Here is a 17,672-nt window from a genome sequence, read left to right on the forward strand (position 1 = left end):
AGTGGTGACCCCTACCAAAGGTCACATGGGTTGGGATGAGCCAGTACAAGATCCGCCCTGCCTTTCCCGCGGGAAAGCCTGCCTCACAGTGGCAGAGACCTTTTCGGCCTGCCAGGGACGAACCAGAGTGACTGGAAAATAAGCTGCGAGCTGTTAGTGATGAGCTGCAAGCCGGGCATCCTAGCACGCGGGCTGTACGCCAGGCAGAAATATTTGGAAATTGAGCCGTTCGGGTGAACTTGTACGGAAAATTTCCCATCAGAGTCTCTGAAGCATCCTACTCTTGATGAGACCCAACCCAAGGAGTGTCTGGTTATGCGACTTCAGTCTCTTCTGGCCCTGACCGCCGCTGGTGCCCTGCTGCTGCCCCTGGCGGCGCATGCGGAGTGGCCTGCCGGCAAGAAAGGCGCCTACATGGACCAATGCGTCCAGGTGGCCACCGGACAGGGCGTCGACGCCAAGACGGCGGACAAGCATTGCAAATGTGGCGCCGACGCCATCGAAAAGAACTTCACCAAAGCCGAGATCGAGGAACTGGACAGCAAGGACGGCGTTGACGCCAAGCTGATGCAGCGGGCACAGACGGTCGTGCGACAGGCCTGCGCGCCGAAAAGCTGACGGTTTTTACCGGGCGATTCACATTTTGTTTGCCCTGGATCAGTATCCGGCGAAGGTAACAGGCGCTAGATACGCAGAATTAGACTATGATGTGCCGGTGCTCCGTAGCCTCGGCAACATTGCACCTCGAAAAAAAACCATGTTTCTGGAGATTCACCCCATGTCCAATCGCCAAACCGGCACCGTCAAATGGTTCAATGATGAAAAAGGCTACGGCTTCATCACCCCACAAGGCGGCGGCGACGACCTGTTCGTACACTTCAAGGCCATCGAAACCGACGGCTTCAAGAGCCTGAAAGAAGGCCAGTCCGTTTCCTTCGTTGCCGAGCGCGGTCAGAAGGGCATGCAGGCTGCGCAGGTTCGTCCGGAGTAATTCGGCGACCGATACAAAGAACCCGCCTTCATGGCGGGTTTTTTGTGGGTGGCATTGGGGCTGCTTGCCGCCCTACCCCAACCGACACTCAGCCGCAGTTGACGCGCGTGACCACACCGCGGTCGTCGACATTCAGGTTCAAGCGCTCGGAGCGATACTCCAGGGTGATCACGTCATGGGGCTTGAGGATCCGCGCCAACTGCGAGCCACTGGCCTTGCGCGCCTGCTCGAGCAACTCCGCGGTGCCCTGCTTGCCGATGGCGAAATCGGCGCCGCTGGCCTCGCAGCGACCATCGTTGCCGGCCGAAGGGGCCGGGGCGCTGCCGCCAGCGCCCGAAGAACCGCCAGTGCTGCAACCTGCCAGGACTGCAGCCGCCAGCAAGGTCGCCAGGTAAGCACGGGTACGGAACATGAATCCTCCTAATCGATCACGGGACACTGCCTGATGCGACAGCGTCACTCACAGTTTGTTGCAAAACCGGACAAGTCTGCCTGAACCTGCCGCTCATGACGAAGGGTAATCGTGACCGGATTTTGCACCGCACGCCACACCGCTTATGCTCACGTCGCCGTGCCATCCGCGCAAAGGCATGATTTACTGCAAGAAGCGGAGCGCATCACGCCTCCTTTCGAACGCCAGGGTCAGGTGTTCGACCCACAGCCCGGGCCAGTACGAGAGCCTCCCATGAGTAGCCACAGCATCGATGCCGACATCAAGGTCAAATGGGCCGAGGGCCAGAGCGCCTACAGCCCTGGCACGCCGGAGGAACTGCTGCTGATCGCCGTCGACCTGCTGGTACGCGAACGCGGCAGCGAGGCGGCACGCAGCTTCATCGAGCAGGTGCTCGAGCGCTACACGTCGCAGGCGGCTATTGCAATCGGGCCAGACGCGCACTGAGCAGGTCGAAGAAGCCCTGGGCATCGCCGTCGTTCAGCCACAGCACATTGGCCGGACGCTTGAGCACGCCATACCAGTCGACGATGGTCTGACCGAAGGTCGGGCCTTCACGGCTGTCGACCGTCATGTGGGCCCGCCGACCGCTGAACAAACCGGGCGCGAGCAGGTAGGCGATGACGCAGGCGTCGTGCACCGGGCCGCCGGGCATGCCGTACAAGTCCATGTCGTGCTTGACGTAGGCATCGAGGATACCCACCACACGCTTGCTGGCCTGGTTGCCGATCGCGGCCAACTGCCTGAAGCGCTCGTCGCTGGTGATGATCTTGTGGGTCAGGTCCAGAGGCACGTAGGCGAGCCTGACGCCGCTGGCCAGCACCACTTCGGCGGCGTGAGGGTCGGCATACAGGTTGAACTCGGCCACCGGGGTGATATTGCCGCCATTGAAGTGGGCGCCGCCCATGACCACCACTTCCTTGATGCCCCTGGCAATGCCCGGCTGCTGGACCAGCGCCAGGGCCAGGTTGGTCTGCGGGCCGAGCATGGCGAGGGTGATGCTGTGCGGCTCGGCGTCAGCCAGGGTGTCGACCAGGTACTGCACGGCGCTGCCCGAAGCCAGGCCTTGCCTGGGCGCATGGACAGCCACACCCTCCAGCCCCTCTTCGCCATGCACCTCGGCGGCATGCACCGGCTTGCGCACCAGCGGGCGCCCTGCCCCGGCGTAGACCGGGATGTCTTCGCGGCCAGCCCACTCCCGAGCCAGGCAGGCGTTGCGCGAGGTCTTGCCGAGGCTCACGTTGCCGGCCACGGTGGTGATCGCGCGGATGTTCAGCTCTGCCGGGCAGGCCATGGCCAGCAGCAACGCCACCAGGTCGTCGGCGCCGGGGTCGGTATCGATGATCAGGTCGCACGGGGCAGACTGGGGAGCCGAGAGGGTCGAGGTGGACATGAGCATGACTCCAGTTAGTTAGCAGACCCCCTCGCCATGCCCGAGCGCGGCAAGGGTCCGGGACAGGACGCTATTGTCTTCCGCATGGCGCCACTTCCGCCAGGTAGGGGATCGAAGGCTGGGCACCGGCGCGGGTCACCGACAGCGCGGCGGCGCGCTGACCGAAGGCGATCGCTTCGCCCTCCTCCATCCCCCGCACCAAGCCCGCGGCAAAGCCACCGATGAAGGTGTCGCCGGCCGCCGTGGTATCCAGCGCCTTGACCACCGTCGCCGGGTAGTGCCGGCTGCCTGCCCCATCGACGAACATCGCCCCCAGGGGCCCCAGCGTCACGATCACCTTGCGCGCTCCCAGCTGCAGCAGCCGCTCGCCGGCACGCCGGGCGCTGTCGATGTCGGTGACGGGCACGCCGGCCAGGGCCTCGGCTTCGCTTTCGTTGGGGGTGAGGTAGTCGATGTGGGCGAACCAGTCCGCCGGCAAGGGGCCGCTGGCCGGCGCGGGGTTGAGGATCACCGTCTTGCCCAGTTCGCGCCCGCGGGCAAGCGTCCAGGCCACCGTGGCGGCTGGCACCTCCAACTGGCAGATGATCACCTCGGCCTGCTGTAGCAACCGGTCGAAGCGCTGCACCGTCGCAGGCGTCAGCAAACCGTTGCCGCCGGGGATGATGACGATGGAGTTCTGGCTCGCGGCATCCACCATGATCAGCGCCACACCGCTGGAAACGCCGGCGCACACGCCGACCGCCTGGCAATCGATGCCCTCGCGCTCCAGGGCCTGGCGCAACTGCTGGCCATAGGCGTCGTCGCCGACGTTGCCGACCATCGCCACGCTGGCGCCCAGGCGCGCCGCCGCCACCGCCTGGTTGGCGCCTTTGCCGCCGGGTACGGTGAAAAAGCTGTCGCCGGCCAGGGTCTCGCCGGCCCGAGGCAGGCGCTGGGTACGCGCCACCAGGTCCATGTTGAGGCTGCCGACCACCACTACCTTGGCATGCATGGGCGCTCCTCAGCGATAGTCATTGAACAGGTCCGGGCGCCGCCCGGTGGATTCACGCAGCACGATACGAGGCGCGACGATCCGCTGCTGCGCCGCACCGTGCCGGGGTGTGGCGATGCGTGCCAGCAGCAATTGCGCAGCGCTCTCGCCCAGTTCGCGGATCGACTGACCGACGGTGGTCAGCGGCGGGTAGACATAGCGGCTGAGCTCGATGTCGTCGAAGCCGATCACCGACAGCTCGCCTGGCACGCTGATATTGCGCTCGGCGGCGGCGCGCAGCACGCCGAAACCGATCATGTCGTTGCCCGCGAAGATCGCCGTGGGCCGCGCGCCATCCAGCAAGCGGGCCGCGGCGGCATGGCCGCCCGGGCTGGTGAAGTCGCAATGCAGCTCGCGGCCCTCGGCCACCGCCAGCCCCGCCTCGGCCATGGCACGACGAAAGCCGGCCAGGCGCAGTTGGCTGGCGCCGGTATCGACCGGGCCGCCGATGCAGGCGATGTCGCGGTGGCCCAGCTCCAGCAGGTGGCGCGTGGCCAGGTAGCCGCCCTGCTCATGGTCGATGCGCACCAGGTCGGCATCGACGCCTTCCAGGGCGCGGTCGACGATGACCATCGGCGTACGCACGCTGGCCAGGCTCTCCAGCAGGTCGGGGGCCTGGCCCGCCGAGGCGACGATCAGGCCGTCGATGCGCTTTTCCAGGAGCACGCGCAGGTAGCTGCGCTGCTTCTGCGGGTTGTCATCGGAGTTGCAGAGGATCACGCAATAGCCATTGCGCTCGCAGCCGTCCTCGATGCCACGGGCCAGCTCGGCGAAATACGGGTTGACGCTGTTGGGCACCAGCAAGCCGATGGTCGCGGTGCTGCGCGCCTTGAGCGAACGGGCCACGGCGCTGGGCACGTAGTCGAGTTCGGCGATGGCCGCCTCGACCTTCAGGCGCACCTGCTCGCTGACCGGGCGGGTCTTGTTCAGTACATGGGACACGGTGGTGTAGGAAATACCGGCCAGTGCCGCGACGTCTTTGATGGTTGCCATGGTTTCAGTTCCGCCGGCCTGCGCGCCGGGTACGGTAGGTGTCGAGCACCACAGCGATGACGATGACCGCCCCGGTGATGATGCGTTTGGTCGGTTCCGAGGCGCCGATCTGCGCAAGCCCGGCGGCCAGCACCGAGATGATCAGCACGCCGAAGAAGGTACTGATGACCGAGCCGCGCCCACCCATCAGGCTGGTGCCACCGATCACCACGGCGGCGATCACCTGCAGCTCCAGGCCCGCGCCGGCATTGGGGTCGGCCGCTTCCAGGCGGGAGATCTGGAACAGCGCGGCCAGCCCGGCGAGCAGCCCCATCAGGGCGAACACCAGGACCTTGTAGGGGCGCGGATCGATGCCAGCCAGGCGCACGGCCTCCTCGTTGGTGCCGATGCCGATCAGGTAGCGACCGAACACGGTACGGGTCAGCACCAGCTGGGCCAGGACGATCACCAGCAAGGCGATGATGAAGGCCGGCGAAATGCCAAAGGCGATGGGGTTGGAGAACCAGGCGAAGGCATCGCCGATGTAGGCGGTGCGCGAGTCGGTGAACTGGTAGGCCAGGCCCCGGGCCATCTCCAGCACGCCGAGGGAGACAATGAACGAGGGGATGCGCCAGGCTACGGTGATGCCACCGGTGATGCTGCCGGCCAGGGCCGCCACGGCCATGCCCAGCAGCGCCGCGGGCAACACGTTCCACCCCCAGCCGAGGATCGCCAGGCTGACCGTCGAGGCGGCCAGCGCCAGCACCGAGCCCACCGACAGGTCGATGCCGCCGATGATCAGCACAAAGGTCATGCCCACCGCCAGCACCATCAGGTCGGGAATCTGATTGGCCAGGGTGCTGAAGGTGGCGTACGACAGGAAATGGCTGCTCAGGAACGCGAACAGCACGATCATCGCCAGCAAAGCCCCGGCCAGGCCCAGGTAGGTGCCCAGCCCGAAGTAGCTGCCGGCGCGGCGCACCGATGCGCTGACCGAGGTCTCGAGAGGTGTGGTCTTCATGCGTCCATCCTGGGCGCTGCATCGTGCAGCAGCGCATCACGTTTCTGGTAGCCGGCGAAGGCGGCGGCGAGGAGCTGGTCCTGGCTCCAGTCGTCACGCGCGAAGGTATCGATGAGGCGACCGGCGCTGAGCACGGCAATGCGGTCGCAGATCAGCATCAGCTCGCGCAAATCGCTGGACACCACCACCAGCGCCTTGCCCTGGCGCGCCAGCCCGGCCAGCAGGCCATAGATGTCGAACTTGGCGCCGACATCGATGCCTCGGGTCGGCTCGTCGAACAGCAGCACCTGGCAGTCGCGCTCCAGCCAGCGGCCGATCACCACCTTCTGCTGGTTGCCCCCGGACAGCTCGCCCACGGCCTGGGCCGGGCCTGCGCTGCGGATGCGCATGGCGGCGATCTGCCGATCGGCCAGGGCGCGCTCGGCGCCGGCATCGAGGATACCGCCACGGGACACTGCGCCCAGGTTGCCCAGGGCGAGGTTGGCGCTGACCGACTGGGACAGCAGCAGGCCTTCGCCCTTGCGATCCTCGGTGACCAGGGCGATGCCGGCCGCCACGGCGGCCTTGGGCGAATCGATGGCCAACGGCCGGAGCGGCTGGCCGAGGGCGATGCTGCCGCTGTCGGCGCGGTCGGCGCCGTAGATCAGGCGCAGCAGCTCGGTCCGGCCAGCGCCGATCAGCCCTGAGACCCCGAAGATCTCCCCTGCCCGCACCTCGAACGACACCTCGCGCACCTTGTCGCCACGGCTGAGCCTGTCGACCCTGAGCAAAGGTGGGCCGATCTGGCGGCGACCGAGGTCGATGTGCTCGCCCAGTTCGCGCCCGACCATCAGGTTGACCAGCTCGGCGCTGCTGTAGCGCTGGATCGGCTCGAGGCACACCAGCTTGCCGTCGCGCAGCACCGCGACGCGCTGGGCCACCTGCTGCAGTTCCTCCAGGCGATGGGAGATGTAGACGATGGCCACCCCGCGCTGGCGCAGGCGCTCGATCTGGGTGAACAGCAGCTCCACCTCGCGGGCGGTGAGCATGGCCGTGGGTTCGTCGAGGATCAGCACGCGGCAGTCGCCGATCAGGTTGCGGGCGATCTCCACCATCTGTTGGTGGCCGATACCCAACGCGCCGACCGGGGTCTCCGGGTCGATGGCGTCCAGCCCGACCTGGGCCATGGCCGCACTGGCCTGCTGGCGCAAGCGCTTGCGGCTGATCCAGCCGGCACGGCTGGGCAGCTTGTGGAGAAACAGGTTCTCGGCAACGGTCAGGGTCGCCAGCAGGTTGAGCTCCTGCATGACCATACGCACGCCGAGGCGTTCGGCCGCGCGGCGGCTGCCGGGTGCGTAGGGCTGGCCCAGGTAGGTCATCTGCCCGGCGCTGGGCGGCTCGAGGCCGCCGATGAGCTTCGACAACGTGCTCTTGCCGGCGCCATTCTCGCCGGTCAGGGCCAGCACCTCGCCCGCGCGCAGTTGCAGCGTGACATCGCCCAGCACCGGCTGGGCGTAGGTCTTGCCCAGGCCGTCCACGCCGAGCACGACTTCATTGGCCGAGGCAGACATGCGCATCCCTCCTGCCATGCCTCAAGGCTGGGTGACCAGCTCGACCGGGGTCTGGATGACGTTGTCGGCATCCACATCGGGCTTCTCGCCCTTGAGCATCTTCAGCGCCGCCTGGATGCCGAACACCGCCTGGTCGGCGCCGTGCTGCTCGAGGGTGGCGAGCACGCGGCCGTCCTTGAGCATGGGCTTGATGGCGCGGATGTTGTCGTAGCCGACCACCCGCACCTGGCCGGTCCTGCCGGCGGCGCGCACTGCCGACACGGCGCCCAGGGCCATGCTGTCGTTGCCGGCCAGCAGCGCCTTGAGTTCGGGGTATTCGTTGAGCATGGCGGCGGCCACGGCGTTGCCCTTGTCGATCTCCCAGTTGCCCGACTGCACCGCGACCACCTGCATCTGCGCGGCCTCCATGGCGTCCTTGAAGCCGGCGGTACGCTGCTGGGCATTGGTGGTGGTCGGCACGCCTTCGATGATGCCGACCTGGTCGCCAGCCTTGAGCTTGCTGGCCAGGTAGTCGCCGACCAGGCGGGCGCCCTTGCGGTTGTCGGGGCCGACGAAGGGGACGCTGATGCCCTTGCTCTGCAGCACCTCGGGGTCGAGGCGGTTGTCGATGTTGACCACGGTGATACCGGCGTCCATGGCCTTCTTCACCACCGGCACCAGGGCCTTGGAGTCAGCCGGGGCGATGACCAGGGCATTGACGCCGGAGACGATCATCTGCTCGACGATGCGGATCTGGTTGCTGGTGTCGGATTCGTCCTTGATGCCGTTGGCCACCAGGTCGAAGTCGTTGGCGTGGTCTTTCTGGTAGGCCTTGGCGCCATCCTCCATGGTCAGGAAGAACTCGTTGGCCAGGGACTTCATCACCAGGGCGACCTTGGGTTTGTCTTCGGCGTGGGCGGCGGAGAGTGGCAAGGCCAGGGACAACGTGGAGAAGACGGCGAGGGCCAGCAGGCGCCCCGGGAACGGCAAGTTCATTGAATTGACTCCGAATCTTGTGGTTTTTATCGGATGCAAACGTTTGCGTTGCCCTACTATGAAAACAGGACCTGGCTTTGTCAAATCCCGCGCGCCACCCTCCCCTGTGACACGTGTCCGGATTATCCGGAATTTATCCGAAAAACCGAACATCTTTTCCTACGCTTGTTCGGAACACCGAACACAAAGGGTCGCCACAGCAGGCCACCGAACCACCTGCCTGCGTCTGCAAAGCATGGCGCATTTCCCGTTGGCACGGGCTCGTCGCGCCCTGAACGTAGCGACGGCCCCTCGCTGTTCACCTTACCGCCGGCGCCTGGTACGAAACCTGCCTGGGCAGCTGTGCGACACAGCCAACACCTCATCAGGAAGAGAGAGAACAAAAACATGCAAGCTGCACTGAAGACCTTCGCTCCCGGCGCCCTCGCCCTGCTGCTGATCCTGCCGACAGCCGCGTCCGCCAAGGAAGCCGAGCAACAGCAGAAACTGGCCAACGTGGTGATCCTCGCCACCGGCGGCACCATCGCCGGCGCAGGCGCCAGCGCCGCCAACAGCGCCACCTACCAGGCCGCCAAGCTCGGCGTCGACAAGCTCATCGCCGGTGTGCCGGAGCTGGCCGACCTGGCCAACGTGCGCGGCGAGCAGGTGATGCAGATCGCCTCCGAAAGCATCAGCAACGAAGACTTGCTGAAGCTGGGCAAACGCGTCGCCGAACTGGCCGACAGCAAGGACGTCGACGGCATCGTCATCACCCACGGCACCGACACCCTGGAAGAGACCGCCTACTTCCTCAACCTGGTGGAGAAGACCGACAAGCCGATCGTGGTGGTCGGTTCCATGCGCCCGGGCACCGCCATGTCCGCCGACGGCATGCTCAACCTGTACAACGCCGTCGCCGTGGCCAGCAGCAAGGAGTCCCGCGGCAAGGGCGTGCTGGTGACCATGAACGATGAGATCCAGTCGGGCCGCGACGTGAGCAAGGCGATCAACATCAAGACCGAGGCGTTCAAGAGCGCATGGGGCCCGTTGGGCATGGTGGTGGAAGGCAAGTCGTACTGGTTCCGCCTGCCGGCCAAGCGCCACACCGTCAACTCGGAATTCGACATCAAGCAGATCAGCAGCCTGCCAGCGGTGGACATCGCCTACGGCTATGGCAACGTGACCGACACCGCCTACAAGGCGCTGGCGCAGAATGGCGCCAAGGCGCTCATCCACGCTGGCACCGGCAATGGCTCGGTATCGTCGCGGGTAGTGCCGGCGCTGCAGGCGCTGCGCAAGGACGGCGTGCAGATCATTCGTTCCTCGCATGTGAATGCCGGCGGCTTCGTGCTGCGCAATGCCGAGCAGCCTGACGACAAGAACGACTGGGTCGTGGCCCATGACCTGAATCCGCAGAAGGCACGGATCCTGGCCATGGTGGCGATGACCAAGACCCAGGACAGCAAGGAGCTGCAGCGGATCTTCTGGGAGTATTGATCGCTGGACGGGTGTGCTGCCTGCACCCGTTTTGTGATGCTCAGGATCCAGGGGGCGCTTTGCGCCCCTCTCGCGACACGAGGCCGCTCCAAAGTACCGGGGGCGCCGGACAGGTCGCCCCTCACGTCACATAGCCAATCCCGAACTAATCCCTCTAGCACGGTCATATACGCTTTTCACCTTACACGCTGTTGCGAAATTGCCTACAGTCAAATACTGTATGCACATACAGCAAAACAAGGAAAAGCCCCGTGGCCAGCACCTCCTCCGCAACGCCTGGCAGTTATGAGCAACTGGGTCTGCGCATCCAGAAGATCATCAACAGCCCCATCGCCCAGCGCAGCCGCGCCGCCCTGATCTTCCGCCTGGAACACGAGTCGCCCGATGACTGGGAGACCCTGCTCGAGGAGATCGCCGAGAACGACAACGTCACCCTCGCCCACCGCGACGACGGCGGCGTGCAGATCTTCTGGACCGTGCCGAAGGAAGACTGACCGCGCATGAGAGTTACGCTTTTTGCCACCGCCTGCCTGCTGTTGAGCATTCCCCTCGCCCATGCCGATGCCCCGCGCACCTTCCAGGAAGCCAAGAAGGTGGCGTGGCGGTTGTATGCCCCGCAATCCACGGAGTTCTATTGCGGCTGCAAGTACAAGGGCAACAAGGTCGACCTGGCTTCCTGTGGCTATACCCCACGCAAGAACGCCCAACGCGCCTCGCGCATCGAGTGGGAACACATCGTCCCGGCCTGGCAGATCGGCCATCAGCGCCAATGCTGGCAACAGGGCGGGCGCAAGAACTGTGCACGCCACGACGATGTGTTCAAGCGCGCAGAGGCCGACCTGCACAACCTGGTGCCGAGCATCGGCGAGGTCAACGGCGACCGCAGCAACTACAGCTTCGGCTGGCTGCCCACGCAGCAAGGCCAGTACGGCCGCTGCCTGACCCAAGTCGACTTCAAGGCACGGAAGGTCATGCCGCGCCCTTCCATTCGAGGGATGATCGCCCGCACCTACTTCTACATGAGCAAGCGGTACGACCTGCGCCTGTCCCGCCAGGACCGCCAGCTGTTCGACGCCTGGAACAAGACCTACCCGCCGCAGGTCTGGGAGCTGCAACGCAACCAGCAAGTGGCGTGCGTGATGGGCCACGGCAACGACTTCGTGGGGCCGGTGAACCTCAAGGCCTGCGGCTGAGGCTCAGGCCAATGCCTGCAGGTAGGCGCTGGCCTGCTGGTAGCGGCTGAGCCGGGCCAGGTCCGCCGGGCCCGGGCAAGGAATGCGTGACAGGTCGCTGTTGTCGGCCAAGTCCGCCAGCTTGACCTGGCGCGCCAACGGGTCATGGCCCAGGCGCACGACGAATGCCTCGTAGCTTTCGTCCTCGCGCCTGCTCAGCGCCAGCAGTGCGGCGAGAATCTTCAGGGTGAAGCCTTCGCGGGCCAGGTCCGACAGGGTCAGCGGCGTGTCTTCCAGCACATCGTGCAGTACCGCCACGATCCGTTGCTCAGGCGTGGCCACCCGCATCATCACCCGCAACGGGTGGAGGATATAGGCCGCCCCGCCCTTGTCGCATTGCCCTTCATGGGCCCTGGCGGCCACGGCGATAGCCCGTTCCAGCGTAGACATGAGGCCCTCCCCGTTCAGCATCTGCCCCTGCAAGCATAGCCGGGACGACGACGGGATGACAGGCGCGCCTGCCCCGGCCATGCGGGGTTCGTTGTCTGCACACGACCTCGAATACGACCAGCGCCCCTGCATGCATTGTCTTTCCCTCGTCCTGCAAGCACACTCATCGGCGCCAGCCAGGAAGCGGAGTCCAGAGTGCCCACACCACGCCAGTTCAGCCAGAAGACCAGCACCAGCAACATGCTGCGGCTCAAGTCCACCCACGGCAGCGCCCAGGCGCCCTACCGGGTGGGCTTCGTTTTGCTCGAGCACTTTTCCATGGCCAGCTTCACCGTGGCCATGGACGTGCTGGTGACCGCCAACCTGCTGCGCGCCGACAGTTTCGGCTTCACCCCGCTGTCGCTGGCTGGCGATCGGGTGCTGAGCGACCTGGGCCTGGAGCTGATCGCCAGCGAACTGGCGACGGGTACCCTGAAGGCGCTCGACCTGCTGGTGATCTGCGGTGGCCTGCGCACGCCGCTCAAGTACCCCGAGCTGGATCGCCTGCTGGCCGATTGCGCCGCCCATGGCATGGCCCTGGGCGGGCTGTGGAGCGGCGCCTGGTTCCTCGGCCGGGCCGGGGTACTGGCCGATTATGGCTGCAGCATCCACCCCGAGCAGCGCGCCAGCCTCGCCGAGCGCAGCCCACAGACGCGCATCACCCCGGCCAGCTTCACCCTCGACCGTGACCGCCTCACCGCCGCCAGCCCGAACGGCGCCATGGAGCTGATGCTCGGCCTGGTCCGCCGCCTGTACGGCGATGCCCTGGCCGAGGGCGTGGAGGAGATCCTCTCGTTCTCCGGCGCCCGCTACCGCCAGGTCGGGCCGGGGGCGAAGAAGTCCATGAGCCTGCACCTGCGCACCATCGTCGAGCTGATGGAAAACAACCTCGAGGAAACCCTGAGCCTCGACCAACTGGCGGCCTACAGCGGCCGCTCGCGGCGCCAGATCGACCGCCTGTTCCAGGCCCAGCTCGGCACCTCGCCACGGCGCTACTACATGGAGCTGCGCATCACCAAGAGCCGCCGCCTGCTGCAGTATTCCGACCTCTCGGTGATGGAAGTGGCAGTGGCCTGCGGCTTCGTCTCGGTATCGCACTTCAGCAAGTGCTACGCGGCGTACTTCGGCTACCCGCCGTCGCGCGAGCAGCGGCTGGGCGAGTGAGGCGCGGCGTCAGGCGCGGATGTAGCGCAGCACCGCTTCGCAGATCATCTGCTTATGGCGCTGCTTGACCTGGTCATCGGACAGGTCGATCTGGAAGATCTCGCTGAAGGTGTGGCGGTTGGACACCCGGTAGAAACAGAACGAACTCATCAGCATGTGCAGGTCGATGACCTCGATGCCCGGGCGGAACACGCCCTCCTCCACGCCCCGGTTCAGGATCCGGCCCAGAGCCTCGAGGACCAGGCTGCTCATCTCGCGGATCACCGGCGACTGCTTGACGTATTCGCCGTAGTGGATGTTCTCGGTACAGACGATGCGCACGAAGTCGACATTGAGGTCGTGGTGGTCGAAGGTGAACTCCACCAGGCGCTGGATCGCCTGCACGGCCGGCAACGATTCGAGGTCAAGGCTGTGCTCGGTCTTGCGGATATCGCCGTAGAGCTTGACCAGGCACTCGACGTAGAGCTGCTCCTTGCTGCCGAAGTAGTAGTAGATCATGCGCTTGGAGGTGGCGGTGCGCTCGGCGATGGCGTCGACCCGGGCGCCGGCCAGGCCTTGCTGGACGAACTCGTTGATGGCGGCCTGGAGGATGTCCTCGCGCGTTTTCTCGGGGTTGTTCTTGCGCGTCTTGCGCCCCCCTTCGATTTCAGGCTGGCCGAGGCCGACTAAGGAATCACTCATACCCACTCACAGGCTGTTGTTGGAATGGGTAGGGATTATCCGTGAGCGGGGCGGTACAGGGAAGCATTGCTGCTGACGGGGTGGCCCATTGGCGGGCAAGCCGGCTTCCACAAAAAGCCAACGGTGCACACGAATCATGTGCCATGCGGAGCATTCTGTGGGAGCGGCCTTGTGTCGCGAAAGGGGCGCGAAGCGGCCCCAAATGACGCCTTCAGAACCCCAGCGTTGCCGAAAGCAGGTAGGTCCTGGGCGTGGACAAGGTCAGGCCCGGTTCGCTGTCATCCGAAGCCCCGGCCGACGCCCAGTAGCGGTCATCCAATACGTTCTCGACACTGGCACGCAGGGTGACGTGCTTGTCGTCGACCTTGAACGCATACCGGGCACCGATATCCAGCCGCTCCCAACCGTCGATCTGCTTGCTGTTGGCCTGGTCCAGGTACTGCGAACTCGAGTGGATGCCGCGTGCGGTCAACGTCACCCCGGGCAACGCCGGGACGTCCCACTCGGCACCGAGGTTGACGTTGCACTCAGGCGTTGCCGGTGCACGGTTGCCATCGAACGCGCCACCCACGGTATCGGTCAATTCGCTGTCGATGTACATCACCCCACCCAGCAGGCGGAAGCCCTCGAGCGGCTCGCCGAACACACTGAGCTCGATGCCCCTGTTGTCGCGCTTGCCGTTGGGTCCGAAGACCCGCGAGGTGGCGTTGGTTTCATAGGCGGGCTGGCGGATGCGAAAGGCACTGGCGGTAAAGGCGACCCGGCCCAGGTCGTACTTGGCGCCCACCTCCACCTGGCGGCTGGTGAACGGTGGGAAGATCTGGTCTTCGTTGAGCGAGGTCGACGGCGCGATCTTGCCTTGGCTCAGGCCTTCCATGTAGTTGGCGTAGAGCGACAGCCGATCGCTGACTTTGAACAGGATGCCGGCCGACGGCGAGACCTTCTCCTCGTCGTAGGCAGTGTCGCCCTTGACGTCACCGGTCCAGTCATCGACCTTGATCCGCTGCCAGCGGGCGCCAAGGGTCAGCAGCAGGCGGTCGTCGAGGAAACCGAGGGTGTCGGACAAGGCCAGGCCCGTGAAGCGGTTCTCGGTGTAGACCTTGGCATCGTAGCGGGTCGGCGTGCCGGGCGTCGGTGTCGGTACCGGGTCGTAGAGGTTGCTGGGCGCTGCGGCATAACGGGCGCCGCCGTTCTCGAAGTCCATGTAGAAGTAGGTCGCGGCCAGGTTGAGCTCGTGGCTCACCGGCCCGGTGTCGAACCAGTTGCGCAACCCGGCCATGGCCGTCCTGACCGTTTCGTCGCGAGTGAAGTCGCGGGGCTGGACGCTGAAGTCACCGGCATCGTTGACGATCGACACATTGTGCCGGAGAAAGTCATGGTTGCTCTTGCGCGCACCGACCGCGCCATAGGCCATCAGCGCGTCGCTGATATCGAACTCGCCATGCACGGCGCCGAAGGTATCGTTGGTGCGCGCCTTGCTCCAGGCCTGGGCATAGTTGTGGCGCACGTCGCCAGCATGCGGAACCTGGGCATTGGCGCCGACCAGGACCCGCTCCTGGGGCGCGTCGGTATCGCGCTCGGTATGGCCCAGGTCCGCCGAAAGGCGCACACGCTCACCGCGAAAATCCAGCCCCAGCACGGCCATCTCGCGGTCGACACTCTGCTGCTCCCACTCGGTGTCACCGGACTGTTTCACGCCATTGAAGCGCAGGCCGAACTGCCCGTCCTCACCGAAACGCCGGCCGATATCCACTGCGCCACCCACCTGACTGTCGGAGGCGTAGCTGCCGGTGAATGCCGTGACCGGGGTATCGCCCGCGCGCTTGGGCACCACGTTGATCCCACCCCCCACGCTGCCGCGTGGCGAGATACCGTTGATCAACTGGCTCGGGCCCTTGATGATGTCCACACGATCGGCCATTTCCATGTCGATCGAATAGGTCGGCAGGATGCCGTAAAGACCGTTGTAGGACACGTCGCTGTTGAACAGGCTGAACCCGCGGATGGTGAATTGCTCGAAGCGCCCGCCAGCCGGGTTGGTCGAACGCACCGAGGGATCGCTGGCGATCAGGTCGCCCAGGGTCCGCGCCTGCTGGTTCTGCACCGCCTCGCGGGTGTAGGTGGTCATGCTGAACGGTGTTTCCATGAAGTCGCGTGAGCCGAGCAGGCCTTGCGAACCACGGCGCGCGACCTGACCACCGGCATAAGGCTCGGCATCGCTGCCCAAGGCACGGGTACCGGTGACGGTGGTGGGGGCGATCTCCAGGGCATCGGCACCCTGCGGTACCGGCAACAGGGTATAGGCGCCGTCCCCCACTGGCTGCAACTGCAGGCCACTGCCCTGGAGCAGCCGTGCGAAGCCTTCATCGATACTGTAGGTACCAGACAACCCGGCACTGCGCCGCCCGCTCACCAGAGCCGGGTCGACCGACAGGCTGACCCCGGCGAGGCCGGCGAAACGGGTCAAGGCGGTGCCCAGGGTACCCGCTGGCACCTCGTAGCTGCGGCGACCGAGGTCCTCGGCCCAGCTGGGCGAAATCAACAACAGGTTGGCACTCAGGCCCATCGCGAACCCCAGGTGCAGCAATGGACGCGCACCAGGCGCAGCCGGACGTGAACGGCAAGGCAATACTGCTGGCATTGAAGAATGCTCCCCTTTTTCTTTTCTCCTACCGGCAATGACCAGCGACGCGAAAAAAAGGGACAGGCTCAGGCAAGATTTTTCCGAGAAGACAAGGTAATCCAGTACCGCGTACGGGCATGCACCTCCAGCGGCAGGCTGGCAGTCAGCAGCGCAAGCACCCGGTCGGTGTCGTCGAGCCGGAAGGTGCCGGTCACCCGCAAGGTTTCCAGCTCGGGCTCCCAACGCAGCAGTCCGGGGCGGTAGCGGCGCAACTCACGCAAGAAATCCCCCAAGGGCTGGTCCTCGACCATGAGTACCCCGTCACGCCAGCCCAGCAGCAGGTTATCCGTCGTACCAACAGGGCCCGTGCCGGTCGCGTGCAGGCTCGCCTGCTGCCCCTCGTGGAGAGACAAGGTGCCGCCGTGCAGTGGCTGCAGCTGCACGGCGCCCTTGACCACGGCCACCCGGCAATCGCGCTCGAGCAGGCGCATGCAGACTTCGCCATCGCCAACCATGACGCGGCCGAATGGCACCTGTACGGTCAAGTGCGCATGCCGGTGGACGTCCAGGGCGATTTCGCCATGCAGCAGCGTCACCTGATGGGCAGTCAGGTCGATGTTGACCGCGCTGTCGGTGTTCAACTGCAACGAACTGCCATCGGCCAGGGTCAGGCGCTTCTGCTCGCCGATGCCCGTGTGCACGTCGGCGACCCAGGCCTCCAAAGGCATTTGCCGCCCCAGCATCCAGGCCGCCGGTACCAGCGCGGCAACCCCGAGGGCCTGCTTGAGCACCCGACGCCGGCCCGCATCCGGGCGATCCAGGGTGGCCATCGCCAGGGCGCCAGGCAGCTCGGAAAAGCGCTGGCGCAGCAATTGTGCCTTTTGCCAGGCACGCTCGTGGCTGCCGCTTGCATTGCGCCACGCTTCCAACTGCAGCAGATCGCTCTCGCGAGCCTTGCCCGACTCCAGCAGCGCCAGCCAGCGGGCTGCGGCACGAGCGACCTCGCGCGCCTCGTTGGTGGGCGTGGCGGGCATCACAGTTCCGCCAACAGGCAGTGCTCGTAGGCCTGCGCCATGTAGCGTTTGACGGTGCGCTCGGAAACACCGAGGCGCTCGGCGATTGCACGGTAGCCCAGCCCTTCCAGCTGGCTCCAGAGAAATGCCCTGCGCACCGGGGCGTGCAGGCCGGCGAGCAGCTCGTCCAGGGCCTGCAGGGTTTCCAGCAGCACCCAGCGCTGCTCCGGCGACGGCACGCTTTGCTCCGGCAACTGCGCCAGGGCCTGCAGGTAGGCCTGCTCGAGGCTGCGCCTGGAGTAGAAGGTGCTCAGCAGGCGCTTGCCCACGGTCAGCAGGTAGGCCCGGGGTTCGCGGATCTCGGCGAGCTGGTGGGAGTTGGCGAGCACCCGCAGGAAGGTGTCCTGGCTCAGGTCCGCCGCATCCCAGGCATTGCCCATGCGCCGCCGCAGCCAGTTTTCCAGCCAGCCTCGATGGTCACGGTACAGGGCGGGCAGGCTGTGCTCCGCGGGCGGCGCTGCATCAATCATGTCGGGAGGCTCTGGGCGATGGTCGCAAATGATAGTAATTCTATTTTACATATCGCTTTGGTTCCAAGTGCTTTGTACATCGGCCAAGCCGAGGGTTGAAAAAGCGGCTATGCAGCCCCCTGAATCCATCCGCCCGACAAT

Annotated in this window: 19 protein-coding genes; 7 read left to right on the plus strand and 12 right to left on the minus strand. The window is 65.6% G+C overall.

Annotated elements, in window-relative coordinates; all coding sequences use genetic code 11:
* Window positions 1-315: 315 nt before the first annotated feature.
* Together WCE05_RS00480 and WCE05_RS00485 are read left to right on the plus strand one after the other, a co-directional pair.
* Window positions 316-618, plus strand: coding sequence for a hypothetical protein (locus WCE05_RS00480; protein ID WP_368815279.1), 303 nt, complete (start codon window positions 316-318; stop codon window positions 616-618).
* A 160-nt stretch (window positions 619-778) separates the two neighbouring features.
* Entirely contained in the window at window positions 779-991 is a 213-nt protein-coding gene (locus tag WCE05_RS00485) for a cold-shock protein (RefSeq protein ID WP_225788483.1), read from the plus strand.
* A gap of 88 nt (window positions 992-1,079) precedes the next feature.
* Here WCE05_RS00485 and WCE05_RS00490 read toward each other — a convergent pair whose 3' ends face one another.
* On the minus strand, window positions 1,080-1,403 hold the full coding sequence (locus WCE05_RS00490) for an I78 family peptidase inhibitor (RefSeq protein WP_225788371.1): 324 nt from the start codon (window positions 1,401-1,403) through the stop codon (window positions 1,080-1,082).
* A gap of 273 nt (window positions 1,404-1,676) precedes the next feature.
* Here WCE05_RS00490 and WCE05_RS00495 point away from each other — a divergent pair, with 273 nt between their 5' ends.
* On the plus strand, window positions 1,677-1,889 hold the full coding sequence (locus WCE05_RS00495) for a hypothetical protein (protein WP_225788372.1): 213 nt from the start codon (window positions 1,677-1,679) through the stop codon (window positions 1,887-1,889).
* On the opposite strand, the gene WCE05_RS00500 is transcribed toward WCE05_RS00495, so the two are convergent.
* The 6 genes from WCE05_RS00500 to WCE05_RS00525 all read right to left on the minus strand — a co-directional run bounded on the left by WCE05_RS00500 (window position 1,861) and on the right by WCE05_RS00525 (window position 8,383).
* A complete protein-coding gene (locus tag WCE05_RS00500) occupies window positions 1,861-2,841 on the minus strand; it encodes a nucleoside hydrolase (protein ID WP_225788373.1) in 981 nt (326 codons plus the stop codon). The two genes, WCE05_RS00495 and WCE05_RS00500, sit on opposite strands and share 29 nt — an antisense overlap.
* A gap of 64 nt (window positions 2,842-2,905) precedes the next feature.
* Window positions 2,906-3,826 (minus strand): ribokinase, encoded by a 921-nt coding sequence (rbsK, locus tag WCE05_RS00505; RefSeq protein ID WP_225788374.1) that lies wholly within the window; start codon window positions 3,824-3,826, stop codon window positions 2,906-2,908.
* 9 nt (window positions 3,827-3,835) lie between these two features.
* Window positions 3,836-4,858 carry a LacI family DNA-binding transcriptional regulator gene (locus tag WCE05_RS00510; protein WP_225788375.1) on the minus strand — a complete coding sequence of 341 codons (1,023 nt, stop codon included), beginning with the start codon at window positions 4,856-4,858 and terminating at the stop codon, window positions 3,836-3,838.
* A gap of 4 nt (window positions 4,859-4,862) precedes the next feature.
* Window positions 4,863-5,858, minus strand: coding sequence for an ABC transporter permease (locus tag WCE05_RS00515; RefSeq protein WP_225788376.1), 996 nt, complete (start codon window positions 5,856-5,858; stop codon window positions 4,863-4,865).
* On the minus strand, window positions 5,855-7,408 hold the full coding sequence (locus WCE05_RS00520; protein ID WP_368815281.1) for a sugar ABC transporter ATP-binding protein: 1,554 nt from the start codon (window positions 7,406-7,408) through the stop codon (window positions 5,855-5,857). Before WCE05_RS00520 ends, WCE05_RS00515 begins: the two co-directional genes overlap by 4 nt.
* Window positions 7,409-7,429: 21 nt before the next feature.
* Window positions 7,430-8,383, minus strand: a complete 954-nt coding sequence (locus tag WCE05_RS00525) for a sugar ABC transporter substrate-binding protein (RefSeq protein ID WP_225788378.1) — start codon at window positions 8,381-8,383, stop codon at window positions 7,430-7,432.
* A gap of 387 nt (window positions 8,384-8,770) precedes the next feature.
* On the opposite strand from WCE05_RS00525, the gene WCE05_RS00530 reads away from it, so the two are divergent.
* From WCE05_RS00530 to WCE05_RS00540, 3 genes are all read left to right on the plus strand, one after another.
* Window positions 8,771-9,859: an asparaginase gene (locus WCE05_RS00530; protein ID WP_225788379.1), complete on the plus strand. Its 1,089-nt coding sequence runs from the start codon at window positions 8,771-8,773 to the stop codon at window positions 9,857-9,859.
* A 251-nt stretch (window positions 9,860-10,110) separates the two neighbouring features.
* Window positions 10,111-10,353 (plus strand): DUF1654 domain-containing protein, encoded by a 243-nt coding sequence (locus WCE05_RS00535; RefSeq protein WP_225788380.1) that lies wholly within the window; start codon window positions 10,111-10,113, stop codon window positions 10,351-10,353.
* 6 nt (window positions 10,354-10,359) lie between these two features.
* Entirely contained in the window at window positions 10,360-11,052 is a 693-nt protein-coding gene (locus tag WCE05_RS00540; RefSeq protein ID WP_225788381.1) for an endonuclease, read from the plus strand.
* A 3-nt stretch (window positions 11,053-11,055) separates the two neighbouring features.
* Here the strand turns inward: WCE05_RS00540 and WCE05_RS00545 are convergent, their stop codons facing one another.
* Window positions 11,056-11,481: a GTP pyrophosphokinase gene (locus WCE05_RS00545; RefSeq protein ID WP_225788382.1), complete on the minus strand. Its 426-nt coding sequence runs from the start codon at window positions 11,479-11,481 to the stop codon at window positions 11,056-11,058.
* 195 nt (window positions 11,482-11,676) lie between these two features.
* Here WCE05_RS00545 and WCE05_RS00550 point away from each other — a divergent pair, with 195 nt between their 5' ends.
* Complete coding sequence (locus WCE05_RS00550) at window positions 11,677-12,684, plus strand: GlxA family transcriptional regulator (protein WP_368815282.1); 1,008 nt, start codon at window positions 11,677-11,679, stop codon at window positions 12,682-12,684.
* 9 nt (window positions 12,685-12,693) lie between these two features.
* On the opposite strand, the gene WCE05_RS00555 is transcribed toward WCE05_RS00550, so the two are convergent.
* From WCE05_RS00555 to WCE05_RS00570, 4 genes are all read right to left on the minus strand, one after another.
* The gene (locus WCE05_RS00555) at window positions 12,694-13,365 is read right to left on the minus strand and encodes a TetR/AcrR family transcriptional regulator (protein ID WP_368815283.1); all 672 of its coding nucleotides are present in this window, start codon (window positions 13,363-13,365) and stop codon (window positions 12,694-12,696) included.
* 211 nt (window positions 13,366-13,576) lie between these two features.
* A complete protein-coding gene (locus WCE05_RS00560) occupies window positions 13,577-16,006 on the minus strand; it encodes a TonB-dependent siderophore receptor (protein WP_368815284.1) in 2,430 nt (809 codons plus the stop codon).
* A 68-nt stretch (window positions 16,007-16,074) separates the two neighbouring features.
* On the minus strand, window positions 16,075-17,022 hold the full coding sequence (locus WCE05_RS00565) for a FecR domain-containing protein (RefSeq protein WP_368815285.1): 948 nt from the start codon (window positions 17,020-17,022) through the stop codon (window positions 16,075-16,077).
* Window positions 17,022-17,531 (minus strand): sigma-70 family RNA polymerase sigma factor, encoded by a 510-nt coding sequence (locus tag WCE05_RS00570; protein ID WP_368815286.1) that lies wholly within the window; start codon window positions 17,529-17,531, stop codon window positions 17,022-17,024. Before WCE05_RS00570 ends, WCE05_RS00565 begins: the two co-directional genes overlap by 1 nt.
* Between the last annotated feature and the right edge of the window lie 141 nt (window positions 17,532-17,672).

The sequence above is a fragment of the Pseudomonas sp. I2 genome (assembly GCF_040984075.1).
GTDB classification, from domain to species: Bacteria; Pseudomonadota; Gammaproteobacteria; order Pseudomonadales; family Pseudomonadaceae; genus Aquipseudomonas; species Aquipseudomonas guariconensis_B.

Bases quoted from the DNA above. Each gene is read 5' to 3' on its own strand.
- WCE05_RS00480 (WP_368815279.1), top strand. From the start codon at position 316: ATGCGACTTCAGTCTCTTCTGGCCCTGACCGCCGCTGGTGCCCTGCTG.
- WCE05_RS00485 (WP_225788483.1), top strand. From the start codon at position 779: ATGTCCAATCGCCAAACCGGCACCGTCAAATGGTTCAATGATGAAAAA.
- WCE05_RS00490 (WP_225788371.1), bottom strand. From the start codon at position 1,403: ATGTTCCGTACCCGTGCTTACCTGGCGACCTTGCTGGCGGCTGCAGTC.
- WCE05_RS00495 (WP_225788372.1), top strand. From the start codon at position 1,677: ATGAGTAGCCACAGCATCGATGCCGACATCAAGGTCAAATGGGCCGAG.
- WCE05_RS00500 (WP_225788373.1), bottom strand. From the start codon at position 2,841: ATGCTCATGTCCACCTCGACCCTCTCGGCTCCCCAGTCTGCCCCGTGC.
- rbsK (WP_225788374.1), bottom strand. From the start codon at position 3,826: ATGCATGCCAAGGTAGTGGTGGTCGGCAGCCTCAACATGGACCTGGTG.
- WCE05_RS00510 (WP_225788375.1), bottom strand. From the start codon at position 4,858: ATGGCAACCATCAAAGACGTCGCGGCACTGGCCGGTATTTCCTACACC.
- WCE05_RS00515 (WP_225788376.1), bottom strand. From the start codon at position 5,858: ATGAAGACCACACCTCTCGAGACCTCGGTCAGCGCATCGGTGCGCCGC.
- WCE05_RS00520 (WP_368815281.1), bottom strand. From the start codon at position 7,408: ATGTCTGCCTCGGCCAATGAAGTCGTGCTCGGCGTGGACGGCCTGGGC.
- WCE05_RS00525 (WP_225788378.1), bottom strand. From the start codon at position 8,383: ATGAACTTGCCGTTCCCGGGGCGCCTGCTGGCCCTCGCCGTCTTCTCC.
- WCE05_RS00530 (WP_225788379.1), top strand. From the start codon at position 8,771: ATGCAAGCTGCACTGAAGACCTTCGCTCCCGGCGCCCTCGCCCTGCTG.
- WCE05_RS00540 (WP_225788381.1), top strand. From the start codon at position 10,360: ATGAGAGTTACGCTTTTTGCCACCGCCTGCCTGCTGTTGAGCATTCCC.
- WCE05_RS00545 (WP_225788382.1), bottom strand. From the start codon at position 11,481: ATGTCTACGCTGGAACGGGCTATCGCCGTGGCCGCCAGGGCCCATGAA.
- WCE05_RS00555 (WP_368815283.1), bottom strand. From the start codon at position 13,365: ATGAGTGATTCCTTAGTCGGCCTCGGCCAGCCTGAAATCGAAGGGGGG.
- WCE05_RS00560 (WP_368815284.1), bottom strand. From the start codon at position 16,006: ATGCCAGCAGTATTGCCTTGCCGTTCACGTCCGGCTGCGCCTGGTGCG.
- WCE05_RS00565 (WP_368815285.1), bottom strand. From the start codon at position 17,022: ATGCCCGCCACGCCCACCAACGAGGCGCGCGAGGTCGCTCGTGCCGCA.
- WCE05_RS00570 (WP_368815286.1), bottom strand. From the start codon at position 17,531: ATGATTGATGCAGCGCCGCCCGCGGAGCACAGCCTGCCCGCCCTGTAC.